The sequence below is a fragment of the Pseudomonas sp. 1L-C-7-B-C1 genome (assembly GCF_057291635.1).
In genome coordinates, this window is record NZ_JBXAWH010000008.1 from 1 (window position 1) to 19965 (window position 19965).

A 19965-nucleotide genomic window follows, 5' to 3' on the forward strand; every position below is an offset into this window, starting at 1 on the left:
CCGATGGTAGTGTGGGGTTTCCCCATGTGAGAGTAGGTCATCGTCAAGATTAAATTCCGAAACCCCATCTGCGAAAGCAGATGGGGTTTTGTTTTGTGCGCGGAAAACTATCAATCACCTCTCACAATTAATCAGTCCTCTAGCTGCGTTGCCGGCGGCCTGGACTTGAAACTTACGCTTGCGTGAGTCGCCTGTATGGCTATCATGCGCGTCTTACTGCCAGGCGCTCCCACTCATGCATACATTGCTAAAGCTACTTGAAGACGGGGCATTTCACTCCGGTGAGGATCTGGGGCTTGCGCTGGGCGTCAGCCGGAGTGCTGTCTGGAAGAAGTTGCAGCAGGTCCAGGCTGACCTCGGGATAGAAATTTATAAGGTGCGCGGTCGTGGCTACCGGTTGGCCTCGCCGCTGTCATTTTTGGATGATGAGGCTCTGCGTCGTGAGCATATGGGGTTGGGTTGGGCGTGCAGGATTCACGAAACGATCGACTCAACTAATGCTGAAGCCATGCGAGTGGCCAATTCAGGCGCTGAACTTCCTTGCTTAGTTCTCGCAGAGCAGCAGACAGCTGGCCGTGGCAGGCGTGGCCGTCATTGGGTAAGTCCTTTCGCTGAAAATCTCTATTACAGCCTCGCCTTGCGTATGGATGGCGGGACGCGTCGCCTGGATGGTCTGAGTCTTCTAGTAGGACTTGCTGTGGTAGATACGCTGAGAGAGCTCGGTATCGATACTGCGGGGCTGAAATGGCCCAATGACATTCTGGTCGGCGGTAAGAAACTTGCTGGAGTGCTACTTGAGCTAACCGGCGATCCTGCCAATGTGTGTCATGTGGTAATTGGTGTTGGCATCAACGTCAATATGCGTGAATCCATTAACGTAGATCAGCCTTGGACTTCATTGGCTCTGGAGCTGGGGCTCGTCCAGGACCGGAACAAGGTTGCTTGCGCGCTAAGTCGGAATCTCAGCGCATATCTCGCTGGTCATCAGGAAAAGGGCTTCGCGGCCTACCGGAGAGATTGGGAGGAGAAGCACTTGTGGCAAGGGCTTGTGGTCGCTCTGACTGCGGGCGCGACGATCACTCAGGGTGTTGTCCTGGGGGTTGGTGATGACGGGACGCTAAGGCTGAAGGTAGGTGGTCGTGAGGAGCACTTCAGCGGGGGGGAGGTGAGTCTGAGGCTTCAGGGGAATTAGAGTGGAAATCGGAGTTAATAGGTAGGCATGCATCCGAATGCATATCGATTATGAGGTGGGTATGCCTTGGGCATTTTTGTTGTTGCTCATGTTGAACGGTCTTTATTTTGTCTGGCATCAGCAGGATGCGCCGCTGCGCCCCAAAGAGGTCGAGCCGCTGCTGACTCATAGAGCATATGGCCAGGATATTCGGCTGCTTAGCGAGTCGGGATTGGATGGTGCTAACGCGCGCATCGCTGCAGACCAAGAGCAATGCCTCTACCTGGGCGGTACCGCCAGGCAGGCTGAAATTACGCTTCTCGAGCAGCGCCTGGTTGCATTGGATATTGACACTCGCCTCGTTAGGCGCCTGGATCATCAAGGCGGCGGGTATTGGCTGAAAATTGCGCCTGCGAGTAGGCGGCTGGTCAGCGATGTGCTATTCGCCGAACTCCGCCGGGATTTCCCCACGCTAAAAAATGAAATAATGTCATGTGAGGCATTGCAACCGTAGATTAGTTTGAATAGAATGGCGCCCGCTTCGCAGTGCAGATCAACTGATCGGTACTGATGTGGCGACGGTCAATACTCGTAACCTCAAGTTTTTATTGAGAAAAAGATTGACAGAAGGGTGGCATGATATAGAATGCTGCCTCGCTTAGGAGGGGTTCCCGAGCGGCCAAAGGGATCAGACTGTAAATCTGACGTCTACGACTTCGAAGGTTCGAATCCTTCCCCCTCCACCATATTTTGAGCGTAAGCAGCAAAGCTCAGCGGGTATAGTTTAGTGGTAGAACCTCAGCCTTCCAAGCTGATGATGCGGGTTCGATTCCCGCTACCCGCTCCAGGTTTTCTGGTTGTGCAATGTGTTTTGCTCTTGTAGCTCAGTTGGTAGAGCACACCCTTGGTAAGGGTGAGGTCAGCGGTTCAAATCCGCTCAAGAGCTCCATTACTAAGGCAGATATGTGAGTATCTGCCTTTGTTTTAGGCGCTACGAATGCCATGGTTTTCAAGCTCTTGGTGAGGTAGGGCTGCAGTGAGTCGGCCTGCACGATAGCAGTTGTCGAGTTGCTGTTGAAATCTTCCTGTCAGGTCCGCATAATGGTCGGCCTGATTTTGCTTTTAGGTCAGTAGCTCAATTGGCAGAGCGACGGTCTCCAAAACCGTAGGTTGGGGGTTCGATTCCCTCCTGACCTGCCAGATTCTCCAAAGTATCTGGCTTTCTTTTCACAGGATTTTAGTAGATGAATCCAAAGGCTGAAGCCCAAGACTCCCGTTTTGATCTCGTGAAGTGGCTTGTCGTAGTGCTTCTGGTGGTCGTGGGTGTCGTTGGAAATCAATACTACTCCGCGCAACCAATCCTGTATCGCGTTCTTGCCCTGCTTGTGATCGCCGCCGTGGCAGCCTATGTGGCTCTACAGACGGGGAGGGGCAAGGCTTTCTTTGTTTTGGCCAAAGAAGCTCGCGCTGAGATTCGTAAAGTCGTGTGGCCTACGCGTCAAGAGACTACCCAGACCACTTTGATCGTGGTTGCAGTGGTTCTCGTCATGGCGCTGCTGTTGTGGGGTTTAGATTCCCTGCTCGGCTGGCTTGTTTCCTTGATTGTCGGCTAAGGGTGTCCCGTGGCTAAGCGTTGGTACGTAGTGCATGCCTACTCGGGTTACGAGAAGCATGTCATGCGCTCACTGGTTGAGCGTGTAAAGCTTGCAGGCATGGAAGATGGCTTCGGCGAAATTCTGGTCCCTACTGAAGAAGTAGTGGAAATGCGTAACGGCCAGAAACGCAAAAGCGAACGCAAATTCTTCCCTGGCTATGTGCTTGTCCAGATGGACATGAACGAGGGTACCTGGCACTTGGTCAAGGACACTCCTCGTGTAATGGGTTTTATCGGTGGTACGGCAGATAAGCCGGCCCCTATTACCGATAAAGAAGCTGAGGCAATTCTGCGTCGCGTTGCCGATGGCAGCGACAAGCCGAAGCCAAAGACTCTGTTCGAGCCGGGCGAAGTCGTCCGTGTTACAGATGGTCCGTTTGCTGATTTCAACGGTACTGTCGAAGAAGTCAATTACGAGAAGAGCCGGATCCAAGTGGCGGTGCTCATTTTCGGACGCTCCACTCCGGTGGAGCTGGAGTTCAGTCAGGTCGAAAAGGCGTAACTGAGCTCAGAATCCCATACCCCGCAGCCTTGGGCTGTGGGGTTTTTTCGTCACCGGGATAAACGCGCAAGTAACCGGGGAGCCTTCCGAGGCGCTAGAACCCGTAATTGGAGTGCCTCATGGCCAAGAAGATTACCGCTTACATCAAGCTTCAAGTGAAAGCCGCTCAGGCTAACCCAAGCCCGCCTGTTGGTCCTGCACTGGGTCAGCACGGCGTGAATATCATGGAATTCTGCAAAGCGTTCAACGCCCGTACTCAGGGTATTGAGCCAGGTCTGCCGACTCCTGTGATCATCACTGTTTACAGTGACCGCAGCTTCACCTTTGAAACCAAAAGCACCCCGGCTTCGGTACTGCTGAAAAAAGCAGCTGGCTTGACCAGCGGCTCGGCTCGTCCGAACACCGTAAAAGTTGGCACTGTAACCCGTGCCCAGCTGGAAGAAATCGCCAAGGCAAAAAATGCCGACTTGACCGCTGCTGATATGGACGCCGCCGTGCGCACCATCGCCGGTTCTGCTCGTAGCATGGGCCTTAACGTGGAGGGTGTGTAATGGCTAAGCTGACTAAGCGCCAAAAAGCCATCGCTTCGAAAGTCGAAGCTGGCAAATCTTATAACTTCAACGAAGCTGCTGCTCTGCTGGCTGAGTTGTCGACTGTGAAGTTCAGCGAGTCCGTAGACGTCGCTGTGAACCTCGGTGTTGATCCTCGTAAATCCGACCAAGTCGTACGTAGCGCTACCGTGCTGCCACACGGCACTGGCAAGACCGTTCGTGTCGCAGTATTTACTCAGGGTCCAGCTGCTGAAGCTGCTCTGGCTGCCGGCGCCGATCGCGTTGGTATGGACGACTTGGCTGCTGAAATGAAGGGCGGCGATCTGAACTATGACGTCGTTATTGCATCCCCGGATGCAATGCGTGTTGTTGGTCAGTTGGGTCAGATTCTCGGCCCGCGCGGCCTGATGCCTAACCCTAAAGTCGGTACCGTTACTCCAGACGTAGCCACTGCCGTGAAAAACGCCAAGGCTGGTCAGGTTCGTTATCGCACCGACAAAAACGGCATTATCCACACCTCCGTTGGCAAGGTCGGCTTTGATGCAGACAAGCTACGTGAGAACGTTGAAGCGCTGATCGCCGATCTGAAGCGTATCAAGCCTGCTTCCTCGAAAGGTATCTACGTTAAGCGCGTAACACTGAGCACCACTATGGGCCCAGGCTTGGTCATCGACCAGGGTTCGTTGGACGCGTAAGACTGGCATGGCGCGGGTAACCGTACCATTGCGAAAATTGGGGTCCCTGCCTGGCGGGGGCTATCCAAGACCGTAGGCGGCGAAAGCCTTAAACCTCAAGCCTACGCAGATGGTGCTCCCGGTTCTTTACCGAATCAGACACCAAAACTACATCCGACTCAGGTCAGATGAAACGGTAACAAGCAGGAGTTAAACCCGTGGCAATTAAACTCGAAGACAAGAAGGCCATCGTCGCTGAAGTCAACGAGGCTGCCAAAAACGCTCTGTCTGCTGTTGTGGCTGATGCCCGCGGTGTGACAGTAGGCGCGATGACCGGACTCCGTAAAGAGGCTCGTGAAGCTGGCGTATACGTGCGTGTCGTACGTAACACCCTGCTCAAGCGCGCCGTTGCTGACACTGAGTACAGTGTCCTCAACGACGTGTTCACTGGCCCGACCTTGATCGCGTTCTCCAATGAACACCCAGGCGCTGCTGCCCGTTTGTTCAAAGAGTTCGCTAAAGGTCAGGATAAGTTCGAGATCAAGGCAGCTGCGTTCGAGGGCAAGTTCCTCGCACCTAATCAGATCGACGTACTGGCAACATTGCCGACCCGCAACGAAGCGATTTCGCAGCTGATGAGCGTGATTCAAGGCGCTACCAGCAAGCTCGCTCGTACTCTGGCGGCCATCCGCGAACAGAAAGAAGCCGCTGCAGCCTAAGGGCAGGCACTTCCTCTCGCGTATTTTTGTTTATTTCGATGGTCGCGTAGGCCGTCCCCCAATTCAGGAATTAGAGTCATGTCTATCTCTCAAGACGATATCCTCAACGCCGTAGCTGAAATGTCCGTTCTGCAGGTTGTAGAGCTGATCAAAGCATTCGAAGAAAAATTCGGTGTTAGCGCTGCCGCTGCTTCCGCTGGCCCAGCTGCTGCTGCTGCCGTTGTTGAAGAGCAAACCGAATTCAACGTCATGCTGCTGGAAGCTGGCGAGAAGAAAGTTAACGTCATTAAAGCAGTTCGTGAACTGACCGGTCTGGGCCTGAAAGAAGCCAAGGCAGTCGTTGACGGCGCTCCGGCAATGGTCCTGGAAGCAATAGCTAAAGACGCTGCTGACAAAGCCAAGGCTACCCTGGAAGAAGCAGGCGCTAAAGTCGAGCTGAAGTAAGCATCGACTTTGCGTTTCCAGCCCAAGCGTTAAGCGAAAGGCTGATGGCTGGTGGCTTCTGCCACCGGCCTTTTTCCGTTGTTGGCAGCTGATTCGGTTAGCGCTGATTACGTGATCTACCCACCTTGAACGGTGGCGCGAACCATGGGGTTCGCAAGATTTTTCTGGCTGCTCCCGTCGGGAGGAGCCAAACAAGCAGGTGACCAAGCTGGGGAACGCTGATGGCTTACTCATATACTGAGAAAAAACGTATCCGCAAGGACTTTAGCAAGTTGCCGGACGTCATGGATGTGCCTTACCTCCTGGCCATCCAGCTGGATTCGTATCGTGAATTCTTGCAAGCGGGAGCGACTAAAGATCAGTTCCGCGACGTGGGCCTGCATGCGGCCTTCAAATCTGTTTTCCCGATCATCAGCTACTCCGGCAATGCTGCTTTGGAGTATGTGGGTTATCGTCTGGGCGAACCGGCTTTTGATGTCAAGGAATGCGTGCTCCGCGGTGTGACGTACGCCGTACCTTTACGAGTAAAAGTACGCCTGATCATTTTCGACAAAGAATCGTCGAATAAAGCGATCAAGGACATCAAAGAGCAAGAAGTCTACATGGGTGAAATCCCCCTGATGACTGAGAACGGTACCTTCGTTATCAACGGTACCGAACGAGTGATCGTTTCCCAGCTGCACCGTTCGCCGGGCGTGTTCTTTGACCACGACCGCGGCAAGACGCACAGTTCTGGCAAGCTGTTGTACTCGGCTCGCATCATTCCTTACCGTGGTTCGTGGCTGGATTTCGAATTCGATCCGAAGGATTGTGTCTTCGTACGTATCGACCGTCGCCGCAAACTCCCTGCATCGGTTCTGCTCCGTGCGCTGGGTTACACCACGGAAGAAGTGCTGGATGCCTTCTACACCACCAACGTATTCCACGTTCAGGGCGAGAACCTGAATCTGGAGTTGGTGCCTCAGCGCCTGCGTGGCGAAATTGCCGTTCTGGATATTCTGGACGACAAGGGCAAGGTGATTGTTGAGCAAGGCCGTCGTATTACGGCCCGTCATATCAACCAGCTCGAAAAAGCCAACATCAAGACCCTTGAGGTTCCGCTCGACTACGTTATTGGCCGCACCAGCGCCAAGGCGATCGTGCACCCAGCGACGGGTGAGATCATTGCCGAGTGCAATACCGAGCTGAATACCGAGATCCTGGCAAAAATTGCCAAGGCTCAGGTTGTTCGCATCGAGACGCTGTACACGAACGACATCGACTGCGGTCCTTTCATCTCCGACACCCTGAAGATCGACTCGACCGGCAACCAGCTTGAAGCCCTGGTCGAAATCTATCGGATGATGCGTCCTGGCGAGCCACCTACCAAGGATGCCGCCGAGACCTTGTTCAACAACCTGTTCTTCAGCCCAGAGCGCTACGATCTGTCGGCTGTAGGTCGAATGAAGTTCAACCGTCGTATCGGTCGTACCGAGATCGAAGGTTCGGGCGTCCTGCACAAAGACGACATCGTTGCAGTGCTGAAGACCCTGGTCGACATCCGTAATGGTAAAGGCATCGTCGATGACATCGATCACCTCGGTAACCGTCGCGTTCGTTGCGTAGGCGAGATGGCCGAGAACCAGTTCCGTGTAGGTCTGGTGCGTGTTGAGCGTGCGGTTAAAGAGCGTCTGTCGATGGCAGAAAGCGAAGGCCTGATGCCTCAGGACCTGATCAACGCCAAGCCTGTTGCGGCGGCGGTGAAAGAGTTCTTCGGTTCCAGCCAGCTTTCCCAGTTTATGGACCAGAACAACCCGCTGTCCGAGATCACTCACAAGCGTCGTGTCTCTGCACTCGGCCCTGGTGGGCTGACGCGTGAGCGTGCCGGCTTTGAAGTTCGTGACGTACACCCGACTCACTACGGTCGTGTATGCCCGATTGAAACGCCGGAAGGTCCGAACATTGGTCTGATCAACTCCTTGGCGGCATACGCGCGCACCAACCAGTACGGCTTCCTCGAGAGCCCGTACCGTGTGGTTAAGGACGCTCTGGTAACTGACGAAATCGTTTTCCTCTCAGCCATTGAGGAAGCGGATCACGTCATTGCCCAGGCATCTGCGGCAATGAACGACAAGAAGATCCTGATCGACGAGCTGGTTGCTGTTCGTCACCTGAACGAGTTCACTGTCAAGGCGCCGGAAGACGTCACCCTGATGGATGTTTCGCCGAAGCAGGTTGTATCGGTTGCAGCATCGCTGATCCCGTTCCTTGAGCACGACGACGCCAACCGTGCGTTGATGGGTTCGAACATGCAGCGTCAGGCTGTACCAACGCTGCGCGCTGACAAGCCGCTGGTAGGTACCGGCATGGAGCGCAACGTTGCGCGTGACTCCGGCGTTTGCGTCGTAGCCCGTCGTGGCGGTGTGATCGACTCAGTAGATGCCAGCCGTATCGTGGTTCGTGTTGCAGATGACGAAGTCGAGACAGGCGAAGCCGGTGTCGACATCTACAACCTCACCAAGTACACACGTTCGAACCAGAACACCTGCATCAACCAGCGTCCGCTGGTGAGTAAGGGTGATCGCGTTCAGCGCAGTGACATCATGGCTGACGGCCCGTCCACCGATATGGGTGAGCTGGCGCTGGGCCAGAACATGCGCATCGCGTTCATGGCGTGGAACGGCTTCAACTTCGAAGACTCCATCTGCCTGTCCGAGCGTGTTGTTCAGGAAGACCGCTTCACCACGATCCACATTCAGGAACTGACCTGTGTGGCGCGTGATACCAAGCTCGGGCCTGAAGAGATCACTGCTGACATCCCTAACGTGGGTGAAGCGGCACTGAACAAGCTGGACGAAGCCGGTATCGTTTATGTTGGCGCGGAAGTAGGCGCTGGCGACATTCTGGTAGGTAAGGTCACTCCTAAGGGCGAGACCCAGCTGACTCCGGAAGAGAAGCTGCTGCGCGCAATCTTCGGTGAGAAAGCCAGCGACGTTAAAGACACCTCCTTGCGCGTACCTACTGGTACCAAAGGCACCGTCATTGATGTTCAGGTCTTCACTCGTGACGGCGTTGAGCGTGATGCTCGTGCGCTGTCCATCGAGAAGAGCCAGCTCGACGAGATCCGCAAGGATCTGAACGAAGAGTTCCGCATTGTTGAAGGCGCAACCTTCGAGCGTCTGCGTTCTGCGCTGGTAGGTCGTACCGCTGAAGGTGGTGCCGGCCTGAAAAAAGGGCAGGAAATCACCAACGAAGTTCTGGACGGTCTGGAACACGGTCAGTGGTTCAAGCTGCGCATGGTCGAAGATGCGCTGAACGAGCAGCTCGAGAAAGCTCAGGCGTACATCGTTGATCGCCGCCGTCTGCTGGACGACAAGTTCGAAGACAAGAAGCGCAAGCTGCAGCAGGGCGATGACCTTGCTCCAGGCGTGCTGAAGATCGTCAAGGTCTACCTTGCGATCCGCCGTCGCATTCAGCCGGGCGACAAGATGGCCGGTCGTCACGGTAACAAAGGTGTGGTCTCCGTGATCATGCCGGTTGAAGACATGCCGCACGATGCTAATGGCACGCCGGTGGATATCGTCCTCAACCCGTTGGGTGTACCTTCGCGTATGAACGTCGGTCAGATCCTCGAGACTCACCTGGGCCTTGCGGCTAAAGGATTGGGCGAGAAGATCAACCGCATGCTCGAAGAGCAGCGTAAGGTTGTTGAGCTGCGCAAGTTCCTGAACGAGATCTACAACGAGATCGGCGGCCGTCAGGAAAATCTTGATGACCTGTCTGATCAGGAAATTCTGGATCTGGCGAAGAACCTGCGTGGCGGCGTTCCGATGGCTACCCCGGTATTCGACGGGGCCAAGGAATCCGAAATCAAGGCAATGCTCCGCCTGGCGGACATGCCGGACAGTGGCCAGATGCAGCTGTTCGACGGCCGTACCGGTAACAAGTTTGAGCGTCCGGTCACCGTTGGCTACATGTACATGCTGAAGCTGAACCACTTGGTGGACGACAAGATGCACGCGCGTTCCACTGGTTCGTACAGCCTGGTTACCCAGCAGCCGCTGGGTGGTAAGGCTCAGTTCGGTGGTCAGCGTTTCGGGGAGATGGAAGTCTGGGCGCTGGAAGCATATGGCGCGGCGTACACTCTGCAAGAAATGCTCACAGTGAAGTCGGACGACGTGAACGGCCGTACCAAGATGTACAAGAACATCGTGGACGGCGATCACCGTATGGAGCCGGGCATGCCCGAGTCCTTCAACGTGTTGATCAAAGAAATCCGTTCGCTCGGTATCGATATCGATCTGGAAACCGAATAACACGTGACGCGAATCGAGGGTGGGTCGGTATGACTGCCCTCTGCTCCGCCAGGAGGAAAGGCCTTGAAAGACCTACTGAATTTGCTGAAAAACCAGGGTCAAGTCGAAGAGTTCGACGCCATCCGTATCGGATTGGCATCGCCTGAGATGATCCGTTCGTGGTCGTTCGGTGAAGTTAAAAAACCGGAAACCATCAACTACCGTACGTTCAAACCCGAGCGTGACGGCCTGTTCTGCGCCAAAATCTTTGGCCCGGTCAAGGATTACGAGTGCCTGTGCGGTAAGTACAAGCGCTTGAAGCATCGTGGCGTCATCTGCGAGAAGTGTGGCGTTGAAGTCGCACTGGCCAAAGTCCGTCGTGAGCGCATGGCTCACATCGAACTGGCATCGCCGGTCGCTCACATCTGGTTCCTGAAGTCGCTGCCGTCCCGTATCGGCTTGCTGATGGACATGACCCTGCGTGATATCGAACGCGTTCTCTACTTCGAGAGCTATGTCGTTATCGATCCGGGCATGACCACGCTCGAAAAAGGGCAACTGCTGAACGACGAGCAGTACTTCGAAGCCCTCGAAGAGTTCGGTGATGACTTCGACGCCCGTATGGGTGCCGAGGCTGTCCGTGAGCTGCTGCACGCTATTGATCTGGAACACGAGATTGGCCGTCTGCGCGAAGAGATTCCGCAAACCAACTCCGAAACCAAAATCAAGAAGCTGTCCAAGCGCCTGAAGCTGATGGAAGCCTTCCAGGGTTCCGGCAACCTTCCAGAGTGGATGGTGTTGACCGTTCTGCCGGTTCTGCCGCCAGACCTGCGTCCACTGGTTCCACTGGACGGTGGTCGTTTTGCGACCTCTGACCTCAACGATCTCTATCGTCGGGTGATCAACCGTAACAACCGTTTGAAGCGCCTCCTTGATCTGTCTGCTCCTGACATCATCGTGCGTAACGAAAAGCGCATGCTGCAGGAAGCTGTCGATGCGCTGCTCGATAACGGTCGTCGCGGTCGTGCCATCACGGGTTCGAACAAGCGTCCTCTGAAGTCCCTGGCTGACATGATCAAGGGTAAGCAGGGCCGTTTCCGTCAGAACTTGCTCGGTAAGCGTGTTGACTACTCTGGCCGTTCGGTAATTACCGTAGGTCCGACCCTGCGTCTGCACCAGTGCGGTCTGCCGAAGAAGATGGCACTGGAGCTGTTCAAGCCGTTCATTTTCGGCAAGCTCGAAATGCGTGGTCTCGCAACCACCATCAAAGCTGCCAAGAAAATGGTTGAGCGCGAGCTGCCAGAAGTCTGGGACGTTCTCGCCGAAGTGATTCGTGAACACCCAGTGCTTCTGAACCGTGCGCCGACGCTTCACCGTCTGGGCATTCAGGCGTTTGAGCCGGTTCTCATCGAAGGTAAAGCGATCCAGCTGCACCCGCTGGTCTGTGCGGCATACAACGCCGACTTCGACGGTGACCAGATGGCCGTTCACGTGCCGCTGACGCTGGAAGCTCAGCTCGAAGCCCGTGCGCTGATGATGTCGACAAACAACATTCTGTCCCCGGCTAACGGTGAACCAATCATCGTTCCTTCGCAGGACGTTGTATTGGGTCTGTACTACATGACCCGTGAAGCGATCAACGCCAAAGGCGAAGGTCGTGTATTTGCGGATCTGCAGGAAGTTGACCGTGTGTTCCGTGCTGGCGAAGCCGCACTGCATGCGAAAGTAAAAGTGCGCATCAACGAAACGGTCAATGATCGTGACGGTGGCAGTGTCAAGAACACTCGTATCGTCGACACAACCGTTGGTCGTGCGTTGCTGTTTCAGGTGGTTCCGGCCGGCCTGTCATACGACGTCGTCAACCAGCCGATGAAGAAGAAGGCGATCTCCAAGCTGATCAACCAGTGCTATCGCGTGGTTGGCCTGAAAGAGACCGTTATCTTCGCTGACCAGTTGATGTACACCGGTTTTGCTTACTCGACGATCTCGGGTGTTTCCATCGGCGTTAACGACTTCGTTATCCCTGATGAAAAAGCTCGCATCATCGACGCAGCGACCGATGAAGTGAAAGAGATCGAAAGTCAGTACGCCTCAGGCCTGGTTACCCAGGGCGAGAAGTACAACAAGGTGATCGACCTCTGGTCCAAGGCCAACGACGAAGTCTCGAAAGCGATGATGTCGAACCTCTCGAAAGAGAAGGTTGTCGACCGTCATGGTGAGACTGTTGACCAGGAATCCTTCAACTCGATGTACATGATGGCCGACTCGGGTGCGCGGGGTTCCGCTGCACAGATTCGTCAGCTGGCAGGTATGCGTGGTCTGATGGCCAAGCCGGATGGCTCGATCATCGAGACGCCGATCACTGCGAACTTCCGTGAAGGTCTGAGCGTACTTCAGTACTTCATCTCGACTCACGGTGCTCGTAAGGGGCTTGCGGATACCGCGTTGAAAACCGCGAACTCCGGTTACCTGACTCGTCGTCTGGTAGACGTTGCACAAGATCTGGTCGTTACCGAGGTTGACTGCGGTACCGAGCACGGTCTGGTCATGACACCGCACATTGAAGGCGGTGATGTTGTCGAGCCGTTGGGCGAGCGCGTATTGGGTCGAGTGATCGCCCGTGACGTATTCAAGCCTGGCACTGAAGACGTTATCGTTCCAGGCGGCACGCTGGTTGACGAGAAGTGGGTTGAATTCATCGAGCTGAACAGCATCGACGAAGTCATCGTGCGCTCCCCAATCAGCTGCGAAACTCGTTTCGGTATCTGCGCCAAGTGTTATGGCCGAGATCTGGCACGCGGTCACCAGGTGAACATCGGTGAAGCTGTCGGTGTTATCGCTGCACAGTCGATCGGTGAGCCGGGTACCCAGCTGACCATGCGTACATTCCACATCGGTGGTGCGGCAAGCCGTACTTCTGCTGCGGACAGTGTTCAGGTGAAGAACGGCGGTATCGTTCGTCTGCACAACCTGAAGCACGTTGAGCGTCTTGATGGCCACCTGGTCGCGGTTTCGCGTTCCGGTGAGCTGGCAATTGCCGACGAATTCGGGCGTGAGCGCGAGCGTTACAAACTGCCGTATGGTGCCGTGATTCTGGTGAAGGAAGGTGACAAGGTCGACGCAGGGTCCATCGTGGCCAAGTGGGATCCGCACACTCACCCAATCGTCACCGAGATGAAAGGTACCGTGACCTACGTGGGCATGGAGGAAGGTATTACGATCAAGCGCCAGACCGATGAATTGACCGGTCTGACCAACATCGAAGTACTGGATGCCAAGGATCGTCCTGCAGCAGGCAAGGATATTCGTCCTGCGGTCAAGATGGTTGGTGTGGATGGCAAGGATCTGTTGCTGCCAGGTACTGACGTACCTGCTCAATACTTCCTGCCCGCTAACGCCCTCGTCGGTGTTGCGGATGGTGTGCAAGTGGGTGTCGGTGACGTTATCGCCCGTATCCCGCAAGAGACGTCCAAGACCCGTGACATCACCGGTGGTCTGCCGCGTGTTGCCGACTTGTTCGAAGCGCGTCGCCCTAAGGAAGCATCGATCCTGGCTGAGGTCAGCGGTACGATCGCGTTCGGTAAAGAGACCAAAGGCAAGCGCCGTCTGGTTATCACGCCAAACGATGGTACCGATCCGTACGAAGAGCTGATTCCAAAATGGCGTCACCTCAACGTCTTCGAAGGTGAGCAGGTCAGCCGTGGTGAGGTTATCTCCGACGGTCCTAGCGATCCGCACGATATCCTGCGTCTGCTGGGTGTCAGCGCTCTGGCGAAATACATCGTTAACGAGATTCAAGACGTTTACCGTCTGCAAGGCGTGAAGATCAACGACAAGCACATCGAGACAATCCTTCGTCAGATGCTGCGTAAAGTCGAGATTGCTGAGTCGGGCGACTCGAGCTTCATCAAGGGTGACCAGATGGAGTTGACGCACGTACTGGTTGAAAACGAGCGCCTAGCGGCCGACGAGAAATTTGTTTCGAAATTTACTCGTGTGTTGCTTGGTATCACCAAGGCCTCGCTGTCCACCGAATCGTTCATCTCGGCGGCCTCCTTCCAGGAGACCACTCGCGTACTGACCGAGGCGGCGGTTACCGGCAAGCGCGATTATCTGCGCGGCCTGAAAGAAAACGTGGTCGTGGGTCGTCTGATCCCAGCAGGTACCGGTCTGGCATATCACAGCGAGCGCAAGCGTCGTCGTGAGGCTGACAAGCCGATGCGTGTAAGTGCGAGCGAAGTTGAAGCCGCGCTGACCGAAGCGTTGAACTCAAGCAGTAATTGAGAGTAGGGCCCCGGTTTTCATGGTCATTGGTCACACCCGGTTTCGATGGGTTGGCGGTGGCTGTGGACATCGGGGCTTTGCCTTGACTGGGGGCAGGATCCTCTTTAGACTCTTGTACCCCTAAATCTGGCGGGACGTATGTCCTGCCATTTTGCTTTTCTTGTAAGACAATAGCGTCGCAAGACAACAGTGGAGCTAGTAGATGGCAACTATCAACCAGCTGGTACGTCAGCCGCGTAAGCGTATCGTCGAGAAATCCGACGTGCCTGCGCTGCAGAACTGCCCGCAGCGTCGTGGTGTGTGCACTCGCGTGTACACAACTACGCCGAAAAAACCTAACTCGGCATTGCGTAAAGTCTGCCGTGTGCGTCTGACCAACGGTTTCGAGGTTTCCTCATACATCGGCGGTGAAGGCCACAACCTGCAAGAGCACAGCGTCGTACTGATTCGCGGCGGCCGTGTAAAAGACTTGCCAGGTGTTCGTTACCACACCGTTCGCGGTTCGCTGGATACCTCCGGTGTCAAAGGTCGTAACCAGGGTCGTTCGAAGTACGGTACCAAGAAGCCTAAGTAGTAGCGGCTTTTTGTAAAAACTGAATCATCTTATTTTCTGAGTCGATAAGAGTAAGGTCGGAGGCGCCAGTAGGTGCTGATTCCGAGCGAACCTGAAGACCGTTTGAGGGCTTATCCATGCCAAGAAGACGCGTAGCAGCCAAGCGCGAAGTGCTTGACGATCCAAAATACGGCAGCCAGATTCTGGCCAAGTTCATGAACCACGTTATGGAAAGCGGCAAGAAAGCCGTTGCCGAGCGTATCGTTTATGGCGCGCTGGAAAAGGTTAAAGAACGCAAGAACTCCGATCCCCTGGAAATCTTCGAGAAAGCTCTCGACGCCATCGCTCCGCTGGTCGAAGTGAAGTCGCGCCGTGTAGGCGGTGCTACTTACCAGGTTCCGGTCGAAGTTCGCCCGTCCCGTCGTAATGCTCTGGCAATGCGTTGGCTGGTAGACTTCGCGCGCAAGCGCGGTGAGAAGTCTATGGCTCTGCGTTTGGCTGGCGAACTGTTGGACGCCGCCGAAGGTAAAGGTGCTGCGGTCAAGAAGCGTGAAGACGTGCACCGTATGGCTGAAGCCAACAAAGCTTTCTCGCACTACCGCTTCTAATTTCAGCGTCACTAATTTTGCGAGGGCTTTATGGCTCGTACTACACCGATCAACCGTTACCGTAACATTGGTATCGTTGCTCACGTGGATGCTGGTAAAACCACCACCACCGAGCGCGTCCTTTTTTACACCGGTAAAAGCCACAAGATGGGCGAGGTGCATGATGGCGCCGCGACCACCGACTGGATGGTTCAGGAGCAGGAGCGTGGTATTACCATTACTTCTGCTGCTATTACTGCCTTTTGGCAGGGTTCCGAGAAGCAGCACAAAGACCAGTATCGCTTCAACGTGATTGACACTCCGGGCCACGTAGACTTCACCATTGAAGTTGAACGTTCCCTGCGTGTACTCGACGGTGCGGTCGTGGTTTTCTGTGGTACCTCGGGCGTGGAACCTCAGTCCGAAACCGTATGGCGTCAGGCCAACAAGTACGGTGTTCCACGTATCGTTTACGTGAACAAAATGGACCGTGCCGGCGCAAACTTTCTGCGCGTAATTGCTCAGATCAAGCAGCGTCTGGGTCACACCCCGGTGCCGATTCAGTTGGCTATCGGTGCTGAAGACAACTTCCAGGGTCAGATCGATCTGATGTCCATGGAAGCGGTCTACTGGAACGATGCTGACAAGGGCATGGTCCCAGTTCGCAAGCCTATCCCTGCTGAATTGCAGGAACTGGCTAACGAATGGCGCAGCAACATGGTCGAGGCTGCTGCCGAAGCCAACGAAGAACTGATGAACAAGTACCTTGAGGGTGAAGAGCTCACCAACGAGGAAATCAAGGCTGCTCTGCGTCAGCGCACTATTGCTGGTGAGATCGTCCTTGCTGTATGCGGTTCTTCCTTCAAGAACAAGGGTGTTCCCCTGGTTCTCGACGCTGTGATCGACTACCTGCCGGCTCCAGTCGACATTCCTGCTATCAAGGGTTCCAATCCTGATAACGAGGAAGAAGAAATGGAGCGTCATGCGGACGACAACGAGCCGTTCTCGGCTCTGGCGTTCAAGATCGCTACTGACCCATTCGTGGGTACCTTGACGTTCGTCCGTGTTTACTCGGGCGTGTTGGCATCCGGCGACGGCGTGATCAACTCGGTCAAGGGCAAGAAAGAGCGCGTGGGTCGTATGGTGCAAATGCACGCAAACGCTCGCGAAGAGATCAAGGAAGTGCGCGCTGGCGACATCGCGGCCCTGATCGGCATGAAGGACGTCACCACCGGTGAAACCTTGTGCAACGCTGACAAGCCAATCATCCTGGTTCGTATGGACTTCCCGGAGCCGGTTATCTCGGTTGCCGTTGAGCCTAAAACCAAGGATGACCAGGAAAAAATGGGTATCGCACTGGGCAAGCTTGCTCAGGAAGACCCGTCTTTCCGCGTCAAAACTGATGAAGAGACTGGTCAAACGATCATCTCTGGCATGGGCGAGCTGCACCTGGACATCCTAGTTGACCGGATGCGCCGTGAGTTCAACGTCGAAGCCAACATCGGTAAGCCTCAGGTTTCGTATCGTGAGCGCATCACGAAGAACTGTGAAATCGAAGGCAAGTTCGTTCGCCAGTCCGGCGGTCGTGGTCAGTTCGGCCACTGCTGGATCCGTTTTGCACCTGCTGACGAAGGTCAGGAAGGTCTGCAATTCGTGAACGAAGTAGTGGGTGGTGTGGTTCCTAAGGAATACATCCCGGCTATCCAGAAGGGCATTGAAGAGCAGATGAAGAACGGCGTTGTTGCCGGCTATCCGCTGATCGGCCTGAAGGCTACCGTGTTTGATGGTTCTTACCACGACGTCGACTCGAACGAGATGGCGTTTAAGGTGGCTGCATCCATGGCGACCAAGCAACTGGCCCAAAAGGGCGGCGGTGAGTTGCTTGAGCCGATCATGGCTGTAGAGGTTGTTACGCCTGAAGACTATATGGGTGATGTCATGGGCGACCTTAACCGTCGTCGCGGCATGATTCTGGGTATGGAAGATACGGTCTCCGGTAAAGTAATTCGTGCCGAGGTTCCGTTGGGTGAGATGTTCGGTTATGCGACCGACGTTCGCTCCATGTCTCAGGGTCGCGCAAGCTACTCTATGGAATTCAAAAAATACAATACAGCTCCGTCGCACATCGTCGAAACTGTAACCAAAAAACAAGGCTGATTCAGCGCCTTTAGGCTAGGAGTTATTTGTCGTGGCTAAAGAAAAATTTGATCGTTCCCTTCCGCACGTCAACGTTGGCACCATCGGTCACGTTGACCACGGTAAAACCACGCTGACCGCTGCTCTGACTCGCGTTTGCTCCGAAGTTTTCGGTTCGGCTCGTGTTGACTTCGACAAGATCGACAGCGCACCAGAAGAGAAGGCTCGCGGTATCACCATCAACACTGCTCACGTTGAGTACAACTCGTCTGTGCGTCACTACGCACACGTTGACTGCCCAGGTCACGCCGACTACGTGAAGAACATGATCACTGGTGCTGCGCAGATGGACGGCGCTATCCTGGTTTGTTCGGCTGCTGATGGTCCGATGCCACAAACTCGTGAGCACATCCTGCTGTCCCGTCAGGTAGGCGTTCCGTACATCGTGGTCTTCCTGAACAAGGCTGACCTGGTAGACGACGCTGAGCTGCTGGAACTGGTTGAGATGGAAGTGCGCGATCTGCTGAGCACTTACGACTTCCCGGGCGACGACACTCCAATCATCATCGGCTCTGCCCGTATGGCGTTGGAAGGCAAAGACGACAACGAGATGGGCACCACTGCCGTCAAGAAGTTGGTTGAAACTCTGGACAGCTACATTCCTCAGCCAGAGCGTGCTGTCGACAAGCCGTTCCTGATGCCAATCGAAGACGTATTCTCGATCTCCGGTCGCGGTACTGTTGTGACTGGTCGTGTTGAGCGCGGTATCGTCAAGGTTCAAGATCCACTGGAAATCGTTGGTCTGCGTGACACCACCGTCACCACCTGCACCGGTGTTGAAATGTTCCGTAAGCTGCTCGACGAAGGTCGCGCTGGCGAGAACTGTGGCGTTCTGTTGCGCGGCACCAAGCGCGACGACGTTGAGCGTGGCCAGGTTCTGGTCAAGCCAGGTACCGTCAAGCCGCACACTCAGTTCGAAGCTGAAATCTACGTTCTGAGCAAAGAAGAAGGCGGTCGTCACACTCCGTTCTTCAAAGGCTACCGTCCGCAGTTCTATTTCCGTACTACCGACGTAACTGGTAGCTGCGAACTGCCGGAAGGCGTTGAGATGGTTATGCCAGGTGATAACGTTAAAGTTTCCGTTACCCTGATCAAGCCAATCGCAATGGAAGACGGTCTGCGTTTCGCTATCCGTGAAGGCGGTCGTACCGTCGGCGCTGGCGTCGTAGCCAAAATCATCGCGTAAGCGATGATCTTCAAAAGAGCCCCCGCTTGCGGGGGCTTTTTTATTGGGTTGACACTCTGTTAGCTCGTCTATAGAATTGCGCCTCCTTTAAACGGGCGTATTGCGCTCGGTGGGAAGTAGCCTGGAGTCTGAAATCCAATGCAAAATCAGCAAATCCGTATCAGGTTGAAGGCTTTTGACCATCGCCTGATCGACCAATCCACCCAGGAAATCGTGGAAACCGCGAAACGTACTGGTGCTCAAGTGCGTGGTCCGATTCCACTCCCTACCCGTAAAGAGCGGTTCACTGTTCTGGTTTCTCCGCACGTCAACAAAGACGCGCGCGACCAGTATGAGATCCGTACTCATAAGCGTGTTCTGGACATCGTCCAGCCAACGGATAAAACCGTTGACGCGCTGATGAAGCTTGATCTTGCGGCAGGTGTGGAAGTACAGATCAGCCTCGGCTAAGACTCGGGTCTTAGTCGTGTAACGCTCTGAAATGGGCGGCCATAGCGGGTGAAAGCCCCGTACACTCATGAGGTTTACAACATGACTATTGGTGTAGTCGGTCGTAAATGCGGTATGACCCGTATTTTCACCGAAGAAGGTGTCTCCATTCCGGTCACGGTCATTGAGATCGAGCCGAATCGCGTCACCCAGTTCAAAACCGAAGAAGTCGATGGCTATCGTGCAGTGCAAGTCACTGTCGGCGTGCGTCGTGCTTCCCGTGTGACTGCTGCTCAGGCAGGTCACTTCGCTAAAGCGAACGTTGCCGCTGGTCGTACCGTCTTGGAATTCCGTCTTGAAGAAGGCGAATACAAGGCTGGCGACCTGATCAATGCAGAAATCTTTGCTGCTGGCCAGATGGTAGATGTAACCGGTCAGTCCAAGGGTAAAGGCTTCCAAGGTACTATCAAGCGCCACAATTTCCGTGGTCAAGATAATACTCACGGTAACTCCGTGTCCCACCGCGTCCCGGGCTCTATCGGCCAGTGCCAGACTCCTGGTCGTGTATTCAAGGGCAAAAAAATGTCCGGTCATATGGGCGCTGAGCGCGTGACCGTGCAGTCCCTGGAAGTAGTGCGCGTGGACGCTGAACGCAATCTGTTGTTGGTCAAGGGTGCTGTTCCTGGCGCTACTGGCGGCAATGTGGTTGTACGTCCAGCAGCCAAGGCTCGCGGTTAAGGG

Annotated in this window: 16 protein-coding genes and 4 tRNA genes; all 20 read left to right on the plus strand. The window is 54.9% G+C overall.

The genetic code is table 11. The features are described 5' to 3' along the window. Window positions 1-235 precede the first annotated feature (235 nt). The 20 genes from birA (at window position 236) to rplC (ending at window position 19962) form a co-directional block, all read left to right on the plus strand. The gene (birA, locus tag AC0Z8Z_RS13565; protein WP_485619460.1) at window positions 236-1192 is read left to right on the plus strand and encodes a bifunctional biotin--[acetyl-CoA-carboxylase] ligase/biotin operon repressor BirA; all 957 of its coding nucleotides are present in this window, start codon (window positions 236-238) and stop codon (window positions 1190-1192) included. A 61-nt stretch (window positions 1193-1253) separates the two neighbouring features. After that, window positions 1254-1685, plus strand: a complete 432-nt coding sequence (locus tag AC0Z8Z_RS13570) for a hypothetical protein (RefSeq protein ID WP_485619602.1) — start codon at window positions 1254-1256, stop codon at window positions 1683-1685. 147 nt (window positions 1686-1832) lie between these two features. Beyond that, window positions 1833-1917, plus strand: a tRNA-Tyr gene (locus tag AC0Z8Z_RS13575). Window positions 1918-1944: 27 nt separating this feature from the next. Further along, a tRNA-Gly gene (locus tag AC0Z8Z_RS13580) sits at window positions 1945-2018 on the plus strand. 26 nt (window positions 2019-2044) lie between these two features. Further along, window positions 2045-2120: transfer RNA gene (locus AC0Z8Z_RS13585), tRNA-Thr, on the plus strand. 175 nt (window positions 2121-2295) lie between these two features. Continuing rightward, window positions 2296-2371: transfer RNA gene (locus AC0Z8Z_RS13590), tRNA-Trp, on the plus strand. 44 nt (window positions 2372-2415) lie between these two features. Continuing rightward, window positions 2416-2784, plus strand: a complete 369-nt coding sequence (gene secE / locus AC0Z8Z_RS13595) for a preprotein translocase subunit SecE (protein ID WP_122536821.1) — start codon at window positions 2416-2418, stop codon at window positions 2782-2784. 9 nt (window positions 2785-2793) lie between these two features. Beyond that, window positions 2794-3327: a transcription termination/antitermination protein NusG gene (gene nusG, locus AC0Z8Z_RS13600; RefSeq protein ID WP_003317113.1), complete on the plus strand. Its 534-nt coding sequence runs from the start codon at window positions 2794-2796 to the stop codon at window positions 3325-3327. Between the two features lie 119 nt (window positions 3328-3446). Continuing rightward, complete coding sequence (rplK, locus tag AC0Z8Z_RS13605) at window positions 3447-3878, plus strand: 50S ribosomal protein L11 (RefSeq protein ID WP_037017696.1); 432 nt, start codon at window positions 3447-3449, stop codon at window positions 3876-3878. Next, window positions 3878-4573 (plus strand): 50S ribosomal protein L1, encoded by a 696-nt coding sequence (gene rplA, locus AC0Z8Z_RS13610; protein ID WP_122536823.1) that lies wholly within the window; start codon window positions 3878-3880, stop codon window positions 4571-4573. Before rplK ends, rplA begins: the two co-directional genes overlap by 1 nt. Window positions 4574-4770: 197 nt before the next feature. Continuing rightward, window positions 4771-5271: a 50S ribosomal protein L10 gene (rplJ, locus tag AC0Z8Z_RS13615; protein ID WP_065988463.1), complete on the plus strand. Its 501-nt coding sequence runs from the start codon at window positions 4771-4773 to the stop codon at window positions 5269-5271. A gap of 78 nt (window positions 5272-5349) precedes the next feature. Beyond that, window positions 5350-5715 carry a 50S ribosomal protein L7/L12 gene (gene rplL / locus AC0Z8Z_RS13620; RefSeq protein WP_485619461.1) on the plus strand — a complete coding sequence of 122 codons (366 nt, stop codon included), beginning with the start codon at window positions 5350-5352 and terminating at the stop codon, window positions 5713-5715. A gap of 221 nt (window positions 5716-5936) precedes the next feature. Next, window positions 5937-10010: a DNA-directed RNA polymerase subunit beta gene (gene rpoB / locus AC0Z8Z_RS13625; protein WP_074891745.1), complete on the plus strand. Its 4074-nt coding sequence runs from the start codon at window positions 5937-5939 to the stop codon at window positions 10008-10010. A gap of 63 nt (window positions 10011-10073) precedes the next feature. Beyond that, the gene (rpoC, locus tag AC0Z8Z_RS13630) at window positions 10074-14273 is read left to right on the plus strand and encodes a DNA-directed RNA polymerase subunit beta' (RefSeq protein WP_108121483.1); all 4200 of its coding nucleotides are present in this window, start codon (window positions 10074-10076) and stop codon (window positions 14271-14273) included. A gap of 202 nt (window positions 14274-14475) precedes the next feature. Beyond that, window positions 14476-14847: a 30S ribosomal protein S12 gene (gene rpsL, locus AC0Z8Z_RS13635; RefSeq protein WP_002555494.1), complete on the plus strand. Its 372-nt coding sequence runs from the start codon at window positions 14476-14478 to the stop codon at window positions 14845-14847. Between the two features lie 116 nt (window positions 14848-14963). Continuing rightward, window positions 14964-15434, plus strand: a complete 471-nt coding sequence (rpsG, locus tag AC0Z8Z_RS13640; RefSeq protein WP_002555493.1) for a 30S ribosomal protein S7 — start codon at window positions 14964-14966, stop codon at window positions 15432-15434. A gap of 30 nt (window positions 15435-15464) precedes the next feature. After that, window positions 15465-17570: an elongation factor G gene (gene fusA / locus AC0Z8Z_RS13645; RefSeq protein ID WP_122536824.1), complete on the plus strand. Its 2106-nt coding sequence runs from the start codon at window positions 15465-15467 to the stop codon at window positions 17568-17570. Window positions 17571-17601: 31 nt separating this feature from the next. Beyond that, window positions 17602-18795, plus strand: a complete 1194-nt coding sequence (gene tuf / locus AC0Z8Z_RS13650; protein WP_024646116.1) for an elongation factor Tu — start codon at window positions 17602-17604, stop codon at window positions 18793-18795. 138 nt (window positions 18796-18933) lie between these two features. Then, on the plus strand, window positions 18934-19245 hold the full coding sequence (gene rpsJ / locus AC0Z8Z_RS13655; RefSeq protein ID WP_003186070.1) for a 30S ribosomal protein S10: 312 nt from the start codon (window positions 18934-18936) through the stop codon (window positions 19243-19245). Window positions 19246-19326: 81 nt separating this feature from the next. Next, window positions 19327-19962, plus strand: coding sequence for a 50S ribosomal protein L3 (gene rplC, locus AC0Z8Z_RS13660; protein WP_065988459.1), 636 nt, complete (start codon window positions 19327-19329; stop codon window positions 19960-19962). The last annotated feature ends 3 nt before the right edge of the window (window positions 19963-19965 follow it).